The organism is Chryseobacterium sp. JJR-5R (genome assembly GCF_034047335.1).
Lineage (GTDB): Bacteria > Bacteroidota > Bacteroidia > Flavobacteriales > Weeksellaceae > Chryseobacterium.
Genome location: NZ_CP139137.1, coordinates 153804 through 175140, shown reverse-complemented (window position 1 = coordinate 175140; position 21337 = coordinate 153804). Strand labels below are relative to the sequence as shown.

General features: G+C 40.8%; 20 protein-coding genes and 2 tRNA genes. 11 read left to right on the top strand and 11 right to left on the bottom strand.

Annotation, left to right across the window (positions count from 1 at the left end):
* Positions 1 to 77: 77 nt before the first annotated feature.
* The 5 genes from SD427_RS00840 to SD427_RS00820 form a co-directional block, all read right to left on the bottom strand.
* On the bottom strand, positions 78 to 1322 hold the full coding sequence (locus SD427_RS00840; RefSeq protein WP_320559443.1) for an MFS transporter: 1245 nt from the start codon (positions 1320 to 1322) through the stop codon (positions 78 to 80).
* Positions 1322 to 3055, bottom strand: a complete 1734-nt coding sequence (locus tag SD427_RS00835; RefSeq protein ID WP_320559442.1) for a thiamine pyrophosphate-dependent enzyme — start codon at positions 3053 to 3055, stop codon at positions 1322 to 1324. The genes SD427_RS00840 and SD427_RS00835 overlap by 1 nt, the downstream gene beginning before the upstream one ends.
* A gap of 195 nt (positions 3056 to 3250) precedes the next feature.
* A complete protein-coding gene (gene lysA, locus SD427_RS00830) occupies positions 3251 to 4450 on the bottom strand; it encodes a diaminopimelate decarboxylase (RefSeq protein ID WP_320559441.1) in 1200 nt (399 codons plus the stop codon).
* Positions 4451 to 4780: 330 nt separating this feature from the next.
* Positions 4781 to 6004, bottom strand: a complete 1224-nt coding sequence (locus SD427_RS00825; RefSeq protein ID WP_320559440.1) for a 3'-5' exonuclease — start codon at positions 6002 to 6004, stop codon at positions 4781 to 4783.
* A 218-nt stretch (positions 6005 to 6222) separates the two neighbouring features.
* The gene (locus SD427_RS00820; RefSeq protein ID WP_320559439.1) at positions 6223 to 7749 is read right to left on the bottom strand and encodes a helicase HerA-like domain-containing protein; all 1527 of its coding nucleotides are present in this window, start codon (positions 7747 to 7749) and stop codon (positions 6223 to 6225) included.
* Between the two features lie 265 nt (positions 7750 to 8014).
* On the opposite strand from SD427_RS00820, the gene SD427_RS00815 reads away from it, so the two are divergent.
* Both SD427_RS00815 and trxA read left to right on the top strand, forming a co-directional pair.
* Positions 8015 to 9424, top strand: a complete 1410-nt coding sequence (locus tag SD427_RS00815) for an MBL fold metallo-hydrolase (protein ID WP_320559438.1) — start codon at positions 8015 to 8017, stop codon at positions 9422 to 9424.
* A 162-nt stretch (positions 9425 to 9586) separates the two neighbouring features.
* Positions 9587 to 9886 carry a thioredoxin gene (gene trxA / locus SD427_RS00810; protein WP_320559437.1) on the top strand — a complete coding sequence of 100 codons (300 nt, stop codon included), beginning with the start codon at positions 9587 to 9589 and terminating at the stop codon, positions 9884 to 9886.
* A 95-nt stretch (positions 9887 to 9981) separates the two neighbouring features.
* Here trxA and SD427_RS00805 read toward each other — a convergent pair whose 3' ends face one another.
* Positions 9982 to 10740, bottom strand: coding sequence for a nitrilase-related carbon-nitrogen hydrolase (locus SD427_RS00805; protein WP_320561066.1), 759 nt, complete (start codon positions 10738 to 10740; stop codon positions 9982 to 9984).
* A 99-nt stretch (positions 10741 to 10839) separates the two neighbouring features.
* On the opposite strand from SD427_RS00805, the gene SD427_RS00800 reads away from it, so the two are divergent.
* From SD427_RS00800 to SD427_RS00780, 5 genes are all read left to right on the top strand, one after another.
* Entirely contained in the window at positions 10840 to 11280 is a 441-nt protein-coding gene (locus SD427_RS00800; RefSeq protein WP_320559436.1) for a DUF6646 family protein, read from the top strand.
* Positions 11281 to 11383: 103 nt separating this feature from the next.
* Positions 11384 to 12733: an RIP metalloprotease RseP gene (gene rseP / locus SD427_RS00795; protein WP_320559435.1), complete on the top strand. Its 1350-nt coding sequence runs from the start codon at positions 11384 to 11386 to the stop codon at positions 12731 to 12733.
* Positions 12734 to 12814: 81 nt separating this feature from the next.
* A tRNA-Asn gene (locus SD427_RS00790) sits at positions 12815 to 12888 on the top strand.
* Between the two features lie 205 nt (positions 12889 to 13093).
* Positions 13094 to 13167: transfer RNA gene (locus tag SD427_RS00785), tRNA-Asn, on the top strand.
* 109 nt (positions 13168 to 13276) lie between these two features.
* Positions 13277 to 13906 carry an SOS response-associated peptidase family protein gene (locus SD427_RS00780; protein ID WP_320559434.1) on the top strand — a complete coding sequence of 210 codons (630 nt, stop codon included), beginning with the start codon at positions 13277 to 13279 and terminating at the stop codon, positions 13904 to 13906.
* A gap of 51 nt (positions 13907 to 13957) precedes the next feature.
* Here SD427_RS00780 and SD427_RS00775 read toward each other — a convergent pair whose 3' ends face one another.
* Positions 13958 to 14188 (bottom strand): hypothetical protein, encoded by a 231-nt coding sequence (locus tag SD427_RS00775; protein ID WP_320559433.1) that lies wholly within the window; start codon positions 14186 to 14188, stop codon positions 13958 to 13960.
* Positions 14189 to 14484: 296 nt separating this feature from the next.
* On the opposite strand from SD427_RS00775, the gene SD427_RS00770 reads away from it, so the two are divergent.
* A complete protein-coding gene (locus SD427_RS00770) occupies positions 14485 to 17010 on the top strand; it encodes a DUF5686 family protein (protein ID WP_320559432.1) in 2526 nt (841 codons plus the stop codon).
* Positions 17011 to 17069: 59 nt separating this feature from the next.
* On the opposite strand, the gene SD427_RS00765 is transcribed toward SD427_RS00770, so the two are convergent.
* From SD427_RS00765 to rplU, 3 genes are all read right to left on the bottom strand, one after another.
* Entirely contained in the window at positions 17070 to 17255 is a 186-nt protein-coding gene (locus SD427_RS00765; protein WP_320559431.1) for a bacteriocin-like protein, read from the bottom strand.
* Between the two features lie 140 nt (positions 17256 to 17395).
* Positions 17396 to 17653 carry a 50S ribosomal protein L27 gene (rpmA, locus tag SD427_RS00760; protein ID WP_027387413.1) on the bottom strand — a complete coding sequence of 86 codons (258 nt, stop codon included), beginning with the start codon at positions 17651 to 17653 and terminating at the stop codon, positions 17396 to 17398.
* Between the two features lie 26 nt (positions 17654 to 17679).
* Complete coding sequence (rplU, locus tag SD427_RS00755; protein WP_320559430.1) at positions 17680 to 18069, bottom strand: 50S ribosomal protein L21; 390 nt, start codon at positions 18067 to 18069, stop codon at positions 17680 to 17682.
* Positions 18070 to 18250: 181 nt separating this feature from the next.
* On the opposite strand from rplU, the gene SD427_RS00750 reads away from it, so the two are divergent.
* Positions 18251 to 19135, top strand: coding sequence for a metalloprotease (locus tag SD427_RS00750; protein WP_320559429.1), 885 nt, complete (start codon positions 18251 to 18253; stop codon positions 19133 to 19135).
* A gap of 117 nt (positions 19136 to 19252) precedes the next feature.
* On the top strand, positions 19253 to 20344 hold the full coding sequence (locus tag SD427_RS00745) for an acyltransferase family protein (protein WP_320559428.1): 1092 nt from the start codon (positions 19253 to 19255) through the stop codon (positions 20342 to 20344).
* 10 nt (positions 20345 to 20354) lie between these two features.
* On the opposite strand, the gene SD427_RS00740 is transcribed toward SD427_RS00745, so the two are convergent.
* Positions 20355 to 20594 carry a hypothetical protein gene (locus SD427_RS00740; RefSeq protein WP_320559427.1) on the bottom strand — a complete coding sequence of 80 codons (240 nt, stop codon included), beginning with the start codon at positions 20592 to 20594 and terminating at the stop codon, positions 20355 to 20357.
* Positions 20595 to 20752: 158 nt separating this feature from the next.
* On the opposite strand from SD427_RS00740, the gene SD427_RS00735 reads away from it, so the two are divergent.
* Complete coding sequence (locus SD427_RS00735; RefSeq protein ID WP_320559426.1) at positions 20753 to 21334, top strand: tRNA-(ms[2]io[6]A)-hydroxylase; 582 nt, start codon at positions 20753 to 20755, stop codon at positions 21332 to 21334.
* Positions 21335 to 21337: the final 3 nt, after the last annotated feature.

The following is a 21337-nucleotide window of genomic DNA, read 5'->3' as shown; positions in this document are numbered from 1 at the left end:
CTATGACAGCTAACAGACATCATCATAATAAAAAACTTCGCTGTACAGCGAAGTTTTTTATTATGATGTACGAAATTTTAAGCTCTTACAGGAAGCTCAGAATTTTTACGCCCTGTTTCCTTAAGCAGCAGTGAAATCAGGATAGCCAGAATGATCCCGACGATCCAGAATAAGACGGAACTCTGAAAATGTTCTGTACCGGGTGCCGTTCCCAGGCTTTTCCCGAACCATCTGCTGAAAACAGGACTTAACAGAGTAGTTACCCCAAACGTGATAAAGTTAATGGCTCCTGTCGCACTTCCTTTCACGAAATCAGGATTTGCTTCTTTGATAACCGAATAAGGAATCATGGCAGCACCGGACCCGAGACCGAGTATGAACATGCTTATTTTTGCAGGATATAATTCCGGCAGGAATACCAGCTGAAGCAGGCTCAGGATCATGAGAAGCGCCCCACCCACAAGAACTGGCTTCCGTCTTCCGATCTTATCAGTTATAAATCCTAAAAGCGGACACCCGAATACCCAACCGAATGCGACCATCGCACTGGTAATGGCTGCTTCAGAGAAAGAGAACTGCTTGTCTTTCTGAAAAAAAGCAACTGCCCAGGTCATTGCAAAGATGGTAGTAGGAGCAAACAGTAATCCTGATACAATTCCGCACAGCCATGACTGCGGATTTTTAAATACGATTTTGTACGGCTCAAAATAGCCGACAGGTTTCGATTCTGTTTCAACAGATTTTTCTTCCCTTTTTTCCTTTGGAATAACAAAAAACAGGCAAAATGCTGTAATAACAGTCGCGATCCCGGACCAAAGCCAGAAGGAATTGATATTGATACCCTGTTCTACCCACGGCCCTACAATAAACTGACCGGCAGTACCGCCCAGCATTCCGATGCATTGGGTAAAACCGATTGCGGTTGCAAGGGATTTGGAAGAAAAACCTTTACTCGCCAGATAGACACAGCCGGGAAAAGCAAATGCACAGCCTGCACCCTGTAATAACCTTCCGGTTATTCCCGCAACCTGACTTGAAAGCAAAAATAAGAGACATCCAATTCCCAAAATCAGCGTTCCGATAAAAAGAGACCTTTTGCCGCCGAACTTATCCAGTGCAATCCCGGCAATAAGACTGCAGGTAGAATAGGTGTAATAATAGGTCCCGACCATATTGATCAGCTTCAGTTCGGTGGTATTGAAATTATTGACCAGTTCAGGAATCATTACTGCAGGTGCAGACCTGATTACATAATCCAGGAAATAAAAAATCAGCCCGAAAACCCAGGCAATAATATACAGTCTCTTCAGGGAGTCAGTCATTACAGAATATCTTTAATATGTTTATAGTTACTTTTTACCGTATCCAGTGCTTCTTCCATTTTACCGCCGAGCATCAGCTGGGTCATTGCCTTGGTCATTCCCAGCACCTGTTCAAGTTCCACTTTCGGAGGTAAAGCCAGGGCATTCCGGTTGGTAAAGATATTTAAAAGGTACGGACCGTCATGATCGAGACATTCCCTAATGGCATTTTCAACTTCTTCAGGCTTGGAGACATTCTTTCCGGGATAGCCCATAACCTGGGCAAGCATGGCAAAATCAGGATTTACCATATCCGTTTCATTGTCCGGCATTCCGGCTACTTCCATTTCCAGCTTTACCATTCCCAATGACCTGTTGTTGAATACAATAAGCTTTACAGGAAGTTTATACTGGAAAATGGTTGCCATATCTCCCAACAGCATAGATAAGCCTCCATCCCCGCACATGGCGATCACCTGCTTTTGCGGATGGGCCAGGGCCGCACCTATTGCCATCGGCATTGCATTGGCCATGGATCCGTGATTGAATGAGCCCAGCATTTTACGTTCGCCCGTTCCGGTAACATACCTTGCTCCCCAAACGCAGCACATCCCGGTATCAACAGTAAAAATGGCATCCTGTTTTGCCAATTTATCCAAAGTATGGGTTACAAATTCCGGCTGGATGGCATCTTCAGTCCCGGGATCTTTTACATAGATCATCTGGTCTTCTTTTACTTTTTCATAAAACTCCAGCTGCTGGTTCAGGAAATTGACATCTTTTTTCTCATCCAACAGAGGCAGCAGGGCTTTTATGGTCTCTTTTACATCGCCGGTAAGCCCAATTTCCAGCTTTGCCCTTCTTCCCAGCCTTTCGGGACTTTCATCAATCTGAACGATTTTATTTTTTACGGGCATGAATTTCTGATATGGAAAATCAGTTCCTAAAAGAACGAGTAAATCGGCTTCATGCATTGCGTGGTAAGCAGAAGGAAGGCCCAGCAAGCCTGTTAACCCGACTTCATTGGGATTATTCGGCTGAATGGCCATTTTCCCACGGAAGGAATATCCTACCGGTGCCTTTAAATATTTTGACAGCTGTATCACTTCAGGACCTGCCTTTTCAGCGCCTATTCCGCAGTAGAGGGTGACTTTTTCGCTTCTATTAATAAGATCAGCCAGGCTTCTCAGTTCTTCATCAGAAGGACGAATGACCGGATTTGTTTTAAAAATTGTATTGGAAGTCACCGCTTCTTCTGCATCCAGCTCGGAAACATCCCCGGGAAGCCCGATGACAGACACGCCTTTTTTGGAAATTGCATGCTGGATAGCCGTCTGCATGATCCTCTGCACCTGTTCCGGCCTGGTAATCATCTGGTTATAATGGCTGCAGTCATCAAATAACTTTATGGTATTGGTTTCCTGAAAATAATCCGTTCCCATTTCTTCACTTGGAATAGTAGAAGCAATGACCAGCATCGGAAGGTGTGAGCGGTGGGCTTCATAAACACCGTTAATCAGGTGAATGTGCCCCGGTCCGCAACTTCCGGCACATACCGCAAACCCGTCAAGTTCCGCCTCAGCCGCTGCAGCAAATGCTCCGACCTCTTCATGCCGTACATGAATCCACTCAATACTGCTTTTTTTCACTGCCATATTGAGGTGGTTGAGGCTGTCTCCGGTTACTGCATAAATTCTTTTCACGTTTGCATTCTCGAGCATTTCTACAATTTGCTCTGCTATATTTTTCGCCATAATTGATATTTTGATTTGGTTTAGAATAAAGTCTTAAAGCTGTAAAGATTATGCCATTATCCCGTTTCAAAGCATAATAATACCTTAAATTTTAATTAAAAAAGCTTTGCAATATCATTTTGCAAAGCCTTTTGTATTTTAAATATTAATTATTCCTGCCGTCAATAGACAATTAAACTTTTTTGTTCCAAAAATCTACAATATTTCAATCTGATTTCTCAGCAGATCTTCAAATTCATCCCTTTTACGGATCAGGTGGGCTTTGCCGTCCAGGAAAAGGACTTCTGCCGGCTTCAATCTGGAATTGAAGTTAGAGCTCATTTCAAAACCGTAGGCCCCTGCATTATGGAAAACTAAAATATCGCCTTCCCTCACTTCGTTCAGTTTCCGGTCCCATGCAAACGTATCGGTTTCACAGATATTCCCGACTACGGTATAAATTCTTTCTGCGCCTTTCGGGTTTGATAAATTATTGATCTGATGGTAAGAATCATAGAACATCGGACGGATCAGGTGGTTAAAACCCGAGTTTACCCCTACGAAAACCGTTGCTGTCGTCTGTTTGATGACATTGGCTTTTACCAGAAGGTATCCGCTTTTCCCTACAAGGAATTTTCCCGGCTCAAACCACAGTTCAAATTTTTTCCCTGTTGATTTTGAAAATTCGGAAATCACTTTTTCTACTTTTTTACCTAACGTTTTTACATCTGTTTCTTCTTCACTGTCCTGATAGGGAATTTTGAAACCGCTTCCCATATCCAGGTATTTCAGGTTCGGGAAATGTTCGGAAAGTTCAAGCATAATATCCAGGGCCTGCAGGAACACATCCGGATCCTTGATCTCGCTTCCCGTATGCATGTGAAGGCCTTCCACGTTCAGGTTGGTGCTTTTCATCACTCTTTCGATATGGCGGACCTGATGAATGGAAATACCGAATTTACTGTCGATATGGCCTGTGGAAATCTTGTAGTTTCCGCCGGCAAAGATATGCGGATTGATCCTTACTAAAATCGGGTATATATTTCCGTATTTGTTCCCGAACTGTTCAAGAATAGAAATATTGTCAATATTAATATGCACACCCAGGGTCATGGCCTGTTCAATTTCAGCCAGGTCTACACAGTTGGGGGTAAAGAGTATTTTTTCCTTGGTAAATCCTGCTTTCAGTCCTAATTTTACTTCATTGATAGAGACACAGTCTAATGAAGCACCCAGGTTTTTGATATACTTTAAGATATTGATATTCGTAAGTGCCTTCGCAGCATAGAAGAACTTTGTATGTTTTAAAAAAGAAGAGGTGAGTTTTTCATATTGCGTCTTAATAGATTCAGCGTCATACACATACACCGGTGTGCCAAACTCATTGGCAATCTGTAATAAATCTTGTGAATTCATAAGTAATGGGATTAAACTTCTTTTTTATTTAAGGAAATACAAATGTAGTAACAAATTGATTATATTTTGAAACCAAACCGGTAGAAGATTATCCTTATAATTTACCCTTTCACAGAATAAAAAACTTTATTCAGGATACAGATAGTTTTTTATATCAATAATATGACAATTAACCGACCGGTATTGTTGACTTCAGGGTAAAGAAGCTTAAGATGTCCTTGAACAGAGGCAACAAGCCATTATGATCTTTTGCAATTTTAAGCCTTATCAAATAAGGACGTATAAGAGGATTTATATTTCCTGAGATCAGTATAATTATATCCTACTCGCTTATTTAGGCAGCGGCAATGTCTCAAAATCGCCTCGGATGAGGGCAAGCTGTAAATCATTATTAAGATCGGATGACTGGAACAGCAGGTCGATTTTAAGTTTGGAAAGTTTGCTTAAGGTCTGAATCTGTGTAAAAAGCTCATAAAATCCATAAGAAACCACTTTACCGTTTTCAACAATTAAAAATAGTTTTTCTCCCAGCTTCCTTCCCGTCCCCAGCCAGAGCCCGTTTTTCTTTTTGAAATTGATTTTATTTTTAAAAGCTTCCACCTCATTGTATTCTTCCAGTTTACTGATAAACTGGACGGCCTTTGAACCCTGTGTGAAAGATTTGAACTTCAGGATCGGCTTTTCATCTTTGTTCAGTTTGTTCTTTTCTACGATATACTTTGAATTTCTGTAATACAGCCCGAACGGAAGAATTTCCCTCTTTCTGATTCCTTTTGAATTTAAAATCAGCTTGGCAATAATATCGGTTCCGGTAAGCTCATAATTGATCTGTTCTGTGTCTTCCTGAACAGCTTCCCATCTTTTGGACTTGGAATTAAATATTTTTTTTGAGAATTTATTGATGTCCTGAACATGATCCGAAAAAATAATTCTCCCGGATTCATCCTGGAAATAGACAAACCCCTTTTCGTTGGGAAGATCCTGCGTAAGCACTTTGATCTTGTTGATATAAGTCTTGGCATTGGATTCTTCATGATGCTCCTGGATGATCTCGTTTTGGGTATCTTTTAAGATCAGCAGCTTGAACAGCTCCAGAGTCGCTCTTGCATCACCGTCTGCCCGGTGGTGGTTGGTAAGCGGGATTCCGAGGGATTTCACAAGTTTACCGAGGGAATAGCTTGCCTCATCCGGAATCAGTTTTTTTGCCAGCGGAATGGTATCCAATGTATTGATCTTATAATCATAACCCAGCCTTTGAAAAGACTGGCGCAGCATCCTGTAATCAAAATCGATATTGTGGCCTACCAAAGTGGTATTGGCCGTAATTTCAATCACTCTTTTGGCTATTTCATGAAATTTCGGGGCCGTCCTGACCATTTTGGGGGTAATATTCGTGAGTTTCTGCACGAAGGGCGTAATATCGCTTTCAGGATTAACCAGGGAAATAAACTGGTCTACAATTTTCTGCCCGTCATACCTGTAAATGGCAATATCTATAATGCATTCTTTCCTATAACCTGCACCATTGCTTTCTATATCGATAATTGAATACATTTAAATCTGTACAAATTTCATTTGATTAATCTTAATACGGCCACCGGAAAAAGGTCCGGATAACAATAATTTAATAACACAACTTATGCCATAGCTCCTGCAGTATTGATTACCAGGCAGTGCTGACCCCTATAGAACAGCAAAAGAATAAAACCCTGACTACTGAATCATTTAATCTCCGGTAAAGGCATCCTGCTAAAATAACAAAAATTCTACAATTATCTCTTTCTTCCTCCCAGTCCAAGCATTCCGAGGATCGCTTTGGCACCTTCACGCATCAGGGTACCGGTGAAAGTCCTTCCTGCCTTGCTTTGCAGAATCTGCTCAAACATTCCGGGCTCTTCTTTTACCGGTTTTGTTTTCTGTCCCGGAGCAGCCTTCTGAACCGCCTGTTCCATTCTTTTAACCAGGATCTCATAAGCTGATTCGTTGTTTTCCGGTTTTTCGTACTTGGCAACCAAGGCTGACCTGCCTGTAAGCTCAGTTATTTCAGCGTCATTCAGCACATCCATTCTGGATTCGGGTGAAATCAGGTAGGTATGGACCAGCGGTGTCGGGATTCCTTTTTCATCCAGCGCCGTAATAAATGCCTCCCCGATTCCCAGGTTCTGGATCAACGTGGAGGCATTATAAAATTCCGTTTCCGGATAGTTTTCCACCGCCTTGGAGATTTCTTTTTTATCCTTTGCCGTAAACCCTCTAAGGGCATGCTGAATCTTTAATCCCAGTTGGGACAGTACCGCTTCCGGAACATCACCCGGAATTTGCGTGATGAAGTAGATCCCCACTCCTTTTGAACGGATCAGCTTTACCATGGTTTCAATCTGAGAGACCAGCGCTTTGGAAGATTCATCAAAAATAAGATGAGCTTCATCAATAAACAGAACCAGCTTAGGCTTTCCGCTGTCGCCCTCTTCAGGAAAAGTCATATAAATTTCCGCAAAGAGAGAGAGCATGAAGGTGGAGAACAGCTGCGGCTTACTCTGGATATCCGCCACCCGCAAAATATTCACCACCCCTTTTCCGTCCCTGGTCTGAAGCAGGTCATGGACATCAAAGCTTAACTCCCCGAAGAAACCTGAAGCACCCTGCTGCTCCAGAGCAACTATCGATCGCAGGATCGCACCTAAAGATGCCGGGGAAATAGAACCGTAGTCTGACGAAAGCTCAGCTTTTCCCTGCGCGTTCTCCGTAACATACTGCAATACTTTTTTCAGGTCGTTCAGATCAATCAGAGGCAGCCCTTTATCATCACAATATTTAAAAACAATAGACATGATGCTTTGCTGTGTCTCGTTTAATTGCAGGATTTTACTTAATAAAACCGGACCGAATTCTGTAACCGTGGCTCTCAGCTTCACGCCTCTTTCCCCGGAAATCGTCATCAGTTCTACCGGAAACGCCTGTGGATTGTAAGGAAGCTGTGTTTTTGCATACCGTTCTTTAATGGCCGGATTTTCGGTTCCTGCTTCTGCAATTCCCGAAAAGTCACCTTTAATGTCCAATACCAGAGAAGGGATTCCCTGATGGGAAAGCTGCTCTGCAAAAACCTGCAGGGTTTTTGTTTTGCCCGTTCCTGTTGCCCCGGCAATAAGACCGTGGCGGTTAATGGTCTTCAGCGGAACCGCAACATTCACTTCAGTAACCACTTCACCGTCCAGCATCGCTTTTCCTAGTATAATATGGTCTCCTTTCGGAGTGTATTTCGCGTTGAGTTCTTTAATAAACTGTATTTTGTCTGCCATTTTTTCTTTTTAACTTATAAATATAAATTTTTTCAGGAGATTTATGAACAGGAATTCAAATATGATTAATTTCAGGTCCGGATACGCTGTAATAATCTTATGCCAGGAATAAAATTTTGAAATATTGAACGTTAACGATAGAAATCAAAGTGCGTAAAACTTTATAGATGTATTCTATCAATACAGATTTCTTAATTTTAATATGATTTAAAAAATAAAACACGATTTTTGTACATCAATAATATTAAAACTGTTACACTATATAATGAAAGTCGAACAAATATATACCGGATGTCTGGCTCAGGGTGCGTACTACATCGTATCTGAAAATGAAGCTGCGATCATTGATCCTTTAAGAGAAATAAAACCTTATCTGGATCGTCTGGAAAAAGATAATGTCGCTTTAAAATATATTTTTGAAACCCATTTCCATGCAGATTTTGTCTCAGGACACCTGGATCTGAGCAGGAAAACAGGGGCACCTATTGTATACGGGCCTACGGCACAGCCTGAATTTGAAGCGATTATCGCAGAAGACAGTCAGGTTTTTGAAATCGGGAATGTAAAAATAAAAGCACTTCATACGCCGGGACATACGATGGAAAGTACCACGTACCTGCTGATTGATGAGTCCGGTACGGAAACCGCAATCTTTACCGGCGACACCTTATTTTTGGGAGATGTAGGAAGGCCGGATCTTGCCCAGAAAGCGACCAGCCTTACGCAGGAAGACCTTGCCGGAATTTTATACGACAGCCTGCAGACGAAAATCATGCCTCTGGACGACAGCATTACAGTATATCCTGCCCATGGTGCAGGTTCGGCCTGCGGAAAAAACATGCAGAAAGAAACCGTTGATATTTTAGGCAATCAGAAAAAAACAAATTACGCTTTGAATCAGCCGGACAAAGAATCTTTTGTCAAAGAAGTTCTTGACGGACTTACGGCACCGCCTAAATATTTCGGAATGAATGTGGCCATGAACAAAAACGGCTACGAGAGCCTTGATACTGTCATGGATAAAGGGCTGACCGAAATTGCGGCTGATGATTTTGAAGCATATGCCGAAGAAACGGGAGCGTTGATTCTGGATACAAGAAGCGCGGCTGAATTTTGCAAAGGATTCATCCCGAATTCTATAAATATAGGCCTGAAAGGTGATTTTGCCCCTTGGGTAGGCACTTTAATTGTTGATGTAAAACATCCTTTGCTGTTGGTAGCAGATGAAGGAACAGAAGAGGAAGTTATTACAAGACTGAGCCGTGTAGGTTTTGATCATGTATTGGGATACCTGAAAGGAGGCTTTGCAGCCTGGAAAAACGGCGGCAGGGAAACGGATGAGGTGAAAAGAATCTCTCCGGCAGAATTTGCAGAGCAGTTCACGGAACACTCAAAAGTGATCGATGTCCGTAAAATATCAGAGTATTCTGCCGAACATGTGGACAATGCTTATAATAAGCCCCTGGATATGATCAGCGAGTGGGTGAAAACCATTGACGATTCCGAGCATTTCTTTTTACACTGTGCAGGAGGTTACAGAAGCATGATTGCCGCCAGCATCCTTAACTCCCATGGCATCAGAAACTTTACTGAAATTGAAGGTGGTTTCGGCGGTATTAAAAAAGCGGAAAAATTTCCTACTTCTGATTTTGTATGCCAGTCCAAAACACTGTAAGATTCAGGAAGGCCAGTCTATGGAAATTCTTAATAAAAAAGGTTATTGAAGCATATAACGGAATAACATGGAGGAATGTTGAAGCCATCCGGGATGAAAAAAATACAGGGAAATGCCGGCAGGACCTTACTAAGAAATATTAATTTAAACCAACCTAAAATTATGTCACAGAAATTCCAGGAAATCATTGACTCCGAAAGGCCGGTACTGATCGATTTCTTTGCAACGTGGTGCCAGCCGTGCAAAGTACAGTCTTCGGTTCTCAATACCGTAAAGGAAAATGTGGGCGACAAAGCAAGAATCATTAAGGTGGATGTTGACCAGTATCCCGCTATAGCTTCCCAGTACGGAGTACGCGGAGTTCCTACCTTAGCCGTGTTCAAAAAAGGAGAACTGTTATATAAAGAAAGCGGCGTGCATGATGTGAACCGGTTGACGCAGATTTTAGAACAATATATTTAGCTTAATTAAAAAAAGATAAATTGATTGTCGCAGATTTTCGCGAAAATTGAAATCTGTGAAGATCTTCATAAGTTGTGAGGGAATTAATGTTCAACTTACTTCAAACCTGAAATTTCAAAATCATCACGGTCATTCAGGAACTGGAAGTGGCTTCTGAAATCCCTTAATTCTTCGCTATTTAATTCTGCAGTAACGATATTTCCGCTTTTTTCAGAAATTTCTTTGCCATCCGCAAAAAAGCAGTGTGAACTTTCCTGATAAAAAAGGTCATTCCCGTCAGTGCCTATCCTGTTTAGACCAAACACATAAGACAGGTTCTCAATTGCCCTGGCTTTTAATAAATGCTCCCAGGCTCCTACTCTTTTCTCCGGCCAGTTGGCCACATACAGAATGGCATCATAATCATCATTATTTCTCGCAAAAACAGGAAACCGGAGGTCATAACATACCTGTAGCAGAAGCCTGAAACCTTTATAGCTGACGATTACCCTTTCTTTTCCTTTGGAATACACTTTATCTTCTCCGGAGAAAGAAAACAAATGGCGCTTGTCATAAAAATCAACCCGGGAATCCGGCTGCACGAAATACATCCTGTTGAAAAACTTCCCGTTTTCTTCCACCGGTGCACTTCCGCAGAAAGCCGCATTTTTCTCAAGGGACATCTTCTTTAAAAACCCAAGGGATTCCTGATTCCTGTCCGAGACTTCCGAAGCATCCATACAGAAACCGGTCGAAAACATTTCCGGCAGAAGAAAGAGATCCGCTTCTTTATTCTGCAGTTCTTTTTCTATGAATTGAAAGTTGGCCGCTTTATCTTTCCAGATGATATCCGAATTCAGTCCTGTAATCTTCATAACTTTATTAAAAACTTCTTTAAAAATACGCTTTTTCAATGAGTACGGTTTTATTTTTGCTGCAAATATTCATTGAATATCATCTGAAAAGTATAATTTATGAAGAAACTGTTTTTTATCGTGATGCTGATCTTTGCAGGCACAGCTGCAGATGCGCAGGCATGGACAGGAAAAGGAGATCAGAAAATCAATGCAGGAATAAGTGCGTGGGGTTACGGAACAGGAATTACGGGAACCTATGACTACGGGCTGAATAACCTGATCTCTGTAGGTGCCGGGCTGAATGCCTATTTTGGCAATTACAAAGATAATGACAATGATAACCGTGTTTTTGTTTTCGGAAGGCTGAATTTCCACCTGAAAGAAACTTTGCAGCTGCCTGAAAAACTGGATATTTATCCGGGAATCGATATCGGGGTTGTAGGAAGCGACTTTGGGCTTGGTGCCCACATCGGTGCACGGTACTTTTTTACTGACAGAATCGGGGTATTTGCAGAAGTCGGCAACAATGGCAGCCTCGGGGTTTCCATCAATTTATAACAAATCATTACATTATATGACAAAGCTTCCTGAAACGGGAAGCTTTTTATTTGGCATCCTTTTGATAATTGTTACCTTTGCAAATTAAACATAAAAAGCATTAATGGAAATAGCAATCAAACTGTTTCAATTTATATTGAGCATTTCTATCTTAGTAATTCTTCATGAGCTGGGGCATTTCTTACCGGCAAAATACTTTAAGACCAAAGTTGAAAAATTCTATCTTTTCTTCGATCCCTGGTTTTCTCTTGCCAAGAAAAAAATCGGTGAAACCGAATACGGTATCGGATGGCTTCCCTTCGGAGGATATGTAAAAATCGCCGGAATGGTGGATGAAAGCATGGATACCGAACAGTTGAAGCAGCCCGCACAGCCATGGGAATTCCGGGCCAAACCGGCCTGGCAGAGGCTGATTATCATGCTGGGAGGCGTAACGGTTAATTTTTTCCTTGCGTGGCTGATCTACAGCTCACTTTCCTTTTTTAACGGGGAAACCTATACTGACCTTACCAAATTCAATAATGGCATCGGGGTAACGGATGCCGGCAGAAAAATGGGATTCCAGAGCGGTGACAAAATCATCAGCATCGATGGGAAGCCCGCTGAGCGGCTGGAAAATGCATCCATTAATATTTTACTGGGTGATAACGTAACGGTACTCAGAAACGGCAAAGAGGTAACTTTCCCAATTGAGAAAGACGGAGTAGCCGACGTTCTGAAGCAAAAAGAGGCCAAAATGTACATTACCCCGAGATTCACCATGACGGTTGACTCTCTGGTAACGCCGGCAGCCAAATCATCCGGACTGGCAAAAGGCGACAAGGTACTTGCTGTCAACGGAAAACAAACCCCGTTCTTTGATGAGGTAGGTGTTGTTTTAAATGAAAACAAAGGAAAAACGGTACAGATTGATGTACTGAGGAACGGACAGCCCCAGACCGTTGCGGCCCCTGTGGATAAAAACGGTAAATTAGGAATCGCTGTTGACCAGAAAAGCATTGCCGGCGTTGTTACTGATAAAAAATATTCTTTCGGTGAGGCGATCCCGAGAGGTTTCGTAAGGACTATTGAAGCTTTAACCATGCAGGTAAAGCAGTTTAAAATCATGTTCAACTCAAAAATACAGGGATATAAAAATGTCGGCGGACCGATAGCCATTGTGAAGAACATGCCGGTTGACAGAGATGCAAACGGTGATGTTTCTATCAATTGGGCTGCATTCTGGAGCTTCACTGCAATGTTCTCCATATGGTTGGCTTTTTTAAATTTAATTCCGATCCCGGGATTGGACGGCGGTCATGTTATTTTCACTTTGTATGAAATGATTGTCGGAAAACCGGTTCCTCAAAAAGTATTGGAAAATGCACAGATGATCGGGGTTATCTTCCTGTTGGGACTGATGCTACTGATTTTCGGAAATGACATTTTCAAGATTGTTACCGATAAGTTTTAAAAAAATAAAAATTATCAGCAAAAAATTTGCGTGGTTTAAATATCCGTCCTATATTTGCACCACTTAAAAAACAAAGGACCTTCCTCCTTAGCTCAGTTGGTTAGAGCATCTGACTGTTAATCAGAGGGTCGCTGGTTCGAGCCCAGCAGGAGGAGCAGAAAAGACTTACAGAAACGTAAGTCTTTTTTTATGTTGAGGATTAAAATAATTTTTAATTACCGGTTTATTTTAATTGATTGAAAAATAGTCGGATAGCGTTAAGAAGCCCACCAACACAGGAAAAATCTGCTTATTTATAAAATAAAATTTGCATGATATTAATATTCATATTATATTTGCACTACTTAAAACGAAGGACCTTCCTCCTTAGCTCAGTTGGTTAGAGCATCTGACTGTTAATCAGAGGGTCGCTGGTTCGAGCCCAGCAGGAGGAGCAGAAAAGACTTACAGAAATGTAGGTCTTTTTTTGTGGTGTGCAATGGTTGATCGTTTCTGAATCCTCTGTTTTGCATAAATTTTGTATAATTTTCCCCTAAAAATCATATGTGCTACAATTTCAATAATAAAAAAGTCAGCCTGAAAAAAGCAGCGGAAGACCTTAATGCAGAAGGATACGAAGAAAAGGAGTTTGAATTGAAAGGCAGCATCAATGCATTTACCAAGCAGACAGCTCCAGCCATTCCAGCAATCGTCAACCATAACGGGATTGTCCTCATGAATACCTTCTGGGGTGCAAAAGAGAATCCGGATGCTCCGACTAAAGGAAAGAACCTGAAATCTGAAAATACCCACACTTTCTACCGTAAAATTGAAAAAAACCGGTGCCTGATCCCGGCCTCTTCTTATTTTGAACACAAGACCGTACCTGTACAGGGGAGAAAAACCCCAACAAAGGTAAAGCATGAAATGTTCTGGAAGGATAAAATGCAGTTTTATATTGCCGGGTATTTTGATGAATATGATGACGGCAGCCTGGGCTTCGGCCTGGTAACCACATTGCCGAACCCGGTACAGGCGGAAGTCCACAACCGGATGATCATCACCCTTGACGCAAAGATGGGCAGGGCATTTCTGGATCAGGAGCCGATTGAAGAATTTCAGTTTCCGAACTATTCGCCGGATCTGGAATATGTGAATTTAGAACCGGAGAAGGTACAGGATACTTTATTTTAACCTGAAGAAAAAAAAGAAAAATGAAAAAGCCCCGATTAAGGGGCTTTGCTTTTAAGAAAACAACGGAGAAGAATCCGCATTTTTTTGTATCGAGATAATACTATTTTTTAATAACAAAGCCGGCAGCATAATGCCGCAACCGTCTTTTTCGTAAAACACACCTCTGACATTGAGATCATCCAATAGGGCTTCCGTTATTTCAGAATGGATTTTTCTGAAATATTCTTCGTTGTCAAATTCTAGTGTAATTTTTTCAATCAAAGTCTTGATTTCTATTTTCATATTGAGATATTTTGTTCTTTCAATTGTACTTATTTTAACACAGACAAGAATTCTGCCTGAACAGCAATCTGCTACCTGATCATACATTAAGTTTTATGCCACAATCCACTTTTTATGAAGGAACTGCAGAGATTTATTATTTTTAATGAAACATCAGACTGAATTCCGAGAATGATGATGTTATTTCCTTACATTTGCAGTTTTATATCCAGCCTGAATTCCAGGCGAAATATTTTGATTACCAACAATAAAACTGCATACTTTTTGTTTATGCTAATAGCTTGAAGAAACAACAAATGTTAATTAACAATCCGAAATATTACCCTCTCTTTTTTCTCCTTTTTTTCATCGAATCTGTTTATGCGCAGAATACGGCCAACGGAAGGATTGTAGATGCCAAAACCAACAAAGAAATAAGCGGCGTGGATGTCTTCATTAATGAAAGCAACAAGCCTGTGCTTACCACTACCTCGGGCAACTTTACGGTTCAGTCTGACAGCATTATTTACAAATTAAAATTTTTAAGAAAAAACTATGCGCTAGAAAACCTAACGGTTACTCCGGAAACGGCCTCCAATATTTTTGTAAAGCTTTCACAGGAAAAAGTGAGCAGCATTGAAGAGGTAGTGATCCATAACGAAAAACCTAAGTATAAGAACAAGAAGGAAAACCCGGCTTATGCCATCATGCAGAAAGTCTGGGAGCGGAAAAGAAACAACGGACTGGATAAGTTTGACACCTACACATACAAAGAGTATGAAAAAATCCAGTTTGATGCCAATAACCTGGACAGTGCTTTTATGAAAAGAAAAATCTTTAATAAACTTGATTTTATCTTTGAATATGCAGACTCTACCGCAAGCGGAAAAATGGGCCTCCCCCTTTTCCTGAATGAAGCCGTATATGAAAATTACGGGGAAAACAGGCCGTCAAAAAAAAACAAAAGGCTGCTTACCGCACAGAAAACTTCAGGATTCCAGGATAACCAGATTATTACACTGACTGCCAAAAACCTCTACCGGGACATCAATATTTACGATAACACATTAAATTATTTTGATATCGGATTTCCGAGCCCGGTGGGAGAAACGGGATTCAGTACATACGATTATAACCTGATTGATACCATTTCAATCCGCGGAGAAAACGCTTTCAAGATCCGCTATCAGCCGAAAAGGACCGAAGTACTGGCCTTCCAGGGATACCTTTATATTGATACCGACAGTTATGCGGTTTTAGGGGCGACCCTGAAATCTACACAGAAAATCAATGTTAACTTCATCAACGGGATTTCAACGGAACTGGAATATGACAATCCTGATGAGAGTACATTCCTGCCCAGGAAATTTGTGACTGAAATTGAAATGACTCCGTTTTCAAAAAAGAAAACCTCCAAAAGCATTGTTGCAAAACGGTCTGTCGATTATTCGGATTACGAATTTAACAAGCCCCTTGAAGATAATATTTTCAAACGGAAAGAAGAGGAATACAATGACCGGTTTGTAGACAAGGATGATGCTTACTGGCTGAAAGCACGGCCGGATTCGCTCTCAAAAAGCGAGCAGGGAATTTATGATATGCTGGACAAGCTTCAGCAGACCCCAAAGTTCAACCGCCTTGTAAAATTATATGAAACCCTTGGTTCCGGATATTATAATGTAGGAAAGAGCATTGATATAGGCCCTATTTTTTCTGTCTACGGAAAAAATGAAGTAGAAGGCGACAGGATAAGGCTCGGAGCAAGAACCTACTTTACCAGAAATGACCCTTGGCGGGTACAGTTCTATACGGCTTACGGTTTTAAAGACCAGCAGTTAAAATACGGAGCAGAAGCGAGATTTATGTTCAACAGGGTAAACAGGTTTACCGTAGGAGCCGGAACGAGAAGGGATATCTTACAATTGGGAGTGCAGCTTACCAATGATGACGGGATTATGGCAAGGACATTTGCTTCCTCAACCATTTTTGCAAGAGGAGAAAATGCATCTTTAAGCTCTTTAAACCAAACCAATGTCTTCACCTCTATCGAGCCGTGGAAAAACTTCCAGATCAGGCTGGACGGAAGCATGCAGAGCATCAAATCTGCCAATCCTGATGGTTTTAACCTGATGTATTATAAAAACGGGGATCTGAGAAAAACAGCCAACGATTCTCATTTTACGTTGAGTCTAATCGCAAGGCCGGGAGCCAAATTCTCGCAAACCGGTATTGACCGGTATGAGCACGGAACATTGGCCCCTACCATTATTTTAAAGTACACAAAAGGAGTTGAAGGCTTATTCGGATCAGATTTTAATTATAATAAGCTGCAGTTCATGTTTTATAAGCCGGTGCTGATCGGCAGCTGGGGCAAAACGCTGGTTAATTTTGAAGCCGGGAAAAATTTCGATACCGTGCCTCTGGCTTTACAGAACGTAATCCCGGGAAACCAGTCCTATAGCCTGGCAGCCAATACTTTTGCGCAGCTAAATTATTATGAATTTGTTGCCGATACCTATACTACGCTTCATCTTGAGCATCATTTTAACGGTAAAATACTTTCCTATATTCCTTTAATCAAGAAATTAAAACTGAGGGAAATTGCATTTATCAGAGGGGCTTACGGTACGTTAAGCGAGGCATCAAAAGCCATTAATGTAGCCGGATTCAAATATTCAGCGCCCAGTGAGCATATATATTATGAATATGGAGTAGGTATTGAAAATATAGGTTTCGGAAACCTCAGGATATTCAGGGTAGATTTTAACTGGAGGGGAAATTATCTCGACAGGCCTGATATTTCAAAGTTCGGAATTAAAGCCGGATTTCAGTTCGGCTTCTGATACAAAAATCTCCTTCAAAACGAAGGAGATTTTTTATGCAGGTATGGTAGTATGGATCATTACGATTCTAAAGGATAATCTTTACAGCCGTTGCAGTGTGCTACGATATACACAATGTTACAGGTCGGCCGCTGCCCTTCAGGAATGCTGCAATAAACATCACAAGGCAGGCATCCGTTATCCGGAACAATTCCGCCTGTGACATGCTTAAGTTCCTGCCTGTTGATTTTTTTTAAATTTTTCATATTAATTATTTTTGATTTAATCAAATATATAAAAATATTTCACTGCAAACGGATTAAATGAATAAAATATTATCCTGAATGTATATAACAAAAAAATCCCCGGTTTTCCGGGGATTTTAAGTCTTTATAAAACGCTTGTGTTATGCGTTTGCTTCTACAGATACAAAAGATCTGTTGTTTGCTTTCTTTCTGAAAACTACTTTTCCGTCTATTAAAGCGAACAAAGTGTGATCTTTACCGATTCCCACGTTTGCACCCGGGTGGTGTTGAGTACCTCTTTGTCTAACAATAATATTTCCGGCAATAGCCTCCTGACCTCCGAAAATCTTTACCCCTAATCTTTTAGAGTGAGATTCTCTACCGTTTTTGGAACTACCAACTCCTTTCTTATGTGCCATTTTATTCTAAGGTTTTTTGGTTTAAATTATTCTGCGCTTTCAGCAGCTTCAGCATCTGCTTTTTTTGTTGTCTTTTTAGCAGGCTTCTCTGCTTTTTCAGCTCTTTCAAATCCGGTAATCCCGGTGATCTGAATCTGAGTTAAAGATTGTCTGTGACCATTTTTCACCTGGTAACCTTTTCTTCTTTTTTTCTTGAAAACGATTACTTTATCAGCTTTTACGTGGTCAAGGATCTCTGCTTCTACAGTGATTCCGCTTACAGCTGGGGCGCCTACAGTGATTGCTCCGTTTACGGTAAGAAGTACTTTATCAAAAGATACTTTACCTCCTTTGTCTCCTGACAAACGGTTTACAAACAACTTCTGGTCTTGCTCAACTTTATATTGAAGCCCTGCTATTTCTACAATTGCAAACATTGTTTATAGATTTTTTTAGTTATTTCGAGGTGCAAATATATGAATTATTTTTTAATCATCTCAAATTCAATCCAATCTTTTTTAAATATAAATTTTAACTATGTATTGAATAATTTATCACAATAAAGTGATAAAACTTTCCGTTAAATGTAATAACTTCGTGTTAATCAAAATATTTTATATGAAAAGAAATTTTAATTTCCACCTTATTGTGGGAGCCATTGCTGCACTTTCCCTGTCAGCATGTAATGACGACACCATGGAAACTCCGGTAACGGAGCAACAGACAGAAAGCCTGAAGCCGGAGCAGCCGAATGCACTGGAAAAGGTTTGCTATTACGTAGATCAGTACTGGAGTTCAAACGCAGTCCTGACAACTTCGCTCCAGAATTCCACAGATACCAATTTTATGAATGCGCAGATGACTAAAATTGCAGGCCTGTGGGGAAGAAGCAATCCGACATTAAGGTTCGTGAATGACCCTTCAAACTACAATTCTACATACAATGCGATTTCCTATTCCACCGGAAAAATTTATTATGGCTATGCCATTTATTATGATGCCAAAAACAAAGGCGGAGATATTGTGAATGCCATGATCCTCGCGCATGAATACGGACATCAGCTGCAATACATCTTTGGACTGCCTACAGTAAGCGAACCTACAGCAAGGCCCAATGAGCTGGAAGCAGACGGTTTTGCCGGCTATTACCTGAGAAGACCAAACGGATACAACCAGACCTCCTTTGCTCAGATTGCCGCCGCCTATGAGTTTGCACAGAGCATCGGCGATTACCAGACCACCAGTCCGGGGCACCATGGAACTCCGCCACAGAGAAGATCAGCAGTACGTCTGGGCTTTTTACTGGGGCAGTATGACCTTACTGCAGCTGCATTTGATTATAACTTCTTCTACTACTACCAGGGCGTTCTAAACGGAACCTATAAGATGGGAAAAAACACCCAGTATCCTGAAATTGATGCTTATATGACTCAGTATATGGACGAACTGAGAAAAATCCAAAGCGGGGAAATTTCTGCAGAAGCATTTAAAGAACTTAAATAAAAATTCATTCATTCATTTTCGATATTATTATTCAGGAGGTAAGCATTGGTCTTACCTCTTTTCTTTATTTAAATATCCGTAAAGTTTATTTACTTTTGACGCATCATATACATTCGCATGAAAAGAGACCTTTATATAGATTTTGCAAAAGGCATGGCTACCCTTTCCATTATTTTTATCCACACGGCATTCTGGTCCGGGCAGCTTTACATTCCGGCTGAAGTAAGGGTATTTTCCCTGGTGTTTGATGTGGCGCTGTTCTATGCATTAAGCGGAATTACCTCAGGATCTGATATTGGAAAGACATTTTACAGGTTATTGAAACTGCAGATTACGTATATGATCTTTGTAACCCTGTTGTTTTTTCTGGATTATTTCTTCAAAGTTTTCGGGCTTGCTTTTTTTTCAATGGAATGGCTGCAGAATTTCTATACGACTTTCGGATCAAAATATGCCGCTACAGATATTTCTGCAGTTCCCCAATGGGAAAACCTCGGCAACTGGTACCTCCATGAATACAGCAATGCAGACACTTTCCCCGTAGTAATGGGCAGTTTCTGGTATCTGAAAGTGTATTTTATACTGACGGTTTTCGGGGTTCTGGTTTTAAAATTCTTTCCGAAGCACATCAACTGGTTCATTGGGCTGTGTGTGGCTTTAACACTGATATTTAATATATTCCCGGAAATGTATCCCACAGGACAGGTGGGTTATGTTGCATTTTACATGACCGCATTTCTGGCTGCTCATAAGATGAAAGGAAAAAAGATTCCGGAAAAGATAATCCCCGTTTTATACGGCATTGTAGCTTTAGCCTTAGTATGGATGTTCTTCTTTTACGGAAATGGAATCTTTTATAAGATCAACAGGAATAAGTTTCCGCCGAAGATCCCTTATATCATCTGGGCTTTATTTTCACTGGTAACCCTATTTGTTTTTTACAACCGGTTAAAAATTACGAAAGAAAGTTTTGTTACCCATATCGGCAGGAATGCCATATTCTTTTATTTTGCACAGGGAATAAGTTCGTCATTGGTCTATTTTCTGGTAACCCCATTAAAAGACAGTATGCCCTGGTGGATCCTGATGGTTTTAATATACATCATTAATATTTTCTTGGCTTTCATAATTTCCGGCGGACTGAAAAAAGTGGACGGATGGGGGTGGAAAGCATTGCAGTTCCTGAGAATAAAAACGGCTGTTAAATAACAGCCTTAATTTATCTTCTTCTTCCGCTTCTGGTTATCAAAGCGATAATGATAATCAGCAGGACCGCTCCGGCAATAATATACATCGGATCTGCATACCATTCCGTAGTGGTAGTGGTTTTAGAACTGTTTTCTTTGGTAACCAGTTCTCCGGCAGTATCCTGGGCAAAAGCAGTAAGAGACATCAGTACAGAGAATGCTAATGACAATAAAGCATTAGCCTTATTTTTCAGAATTGTAATTGTTTCCATTGTTTAAATTTTTAAGTTATTTTTAGATCAACAATCAAAAAAGAGACCATCTGTTTAAAAAACTGCAGTAAAATTGGAATTTCAATGTAAAACAGGAAATAACAATAAAAGGCTCGTTCGTATCACAAATTATTTTAATTTTACGGAAAATTTAAAATATGTTTAAGTTGAAACTTCCTACCGACCCGAGGTGGGCAAATATCGCAGAGGAAAACATTGAAGAAATTTTAACGGACCATGCCTGGTGTGAGCAGAAAGCCGCTACCAATGCCATCGGGCTGATTACCATGCTCCCGGAATACCCTGAAATTGTAACAGAACTTCTTGCCATTGCCCGGGAAGAACTGGACCATTTCAATCAGGTGCATGAGATCATTAAGAAAAGAGGCTACACTTTCGGGCGTACCCGAAAAGATGATTATGTAAACGAACTTGTACATTTTATCCAGAAAGGAGGAAACAGGGATAGCCTTATTGTAGATAAGATGCTTTTTGCCGCGATGATTGAGGCCAGGAGCTGCGAAAGATTTAAAGTGCTTACCGAAAATATTAAGGATGAGGAACTGAAAACCTTCTACAAAGAACTGATGATCTCGGAAGCCAATCATTATACCACCTTTATCGGTTTTGCAAGACAGCTTGGGGATCCCGATAAAGTAAATGCAAGATGGGAAGAGTGGCTGGAATATGAAGCCAGGATCATCCTTTCTTATGGAAAAGGAGAAACCATACACGGATAAACT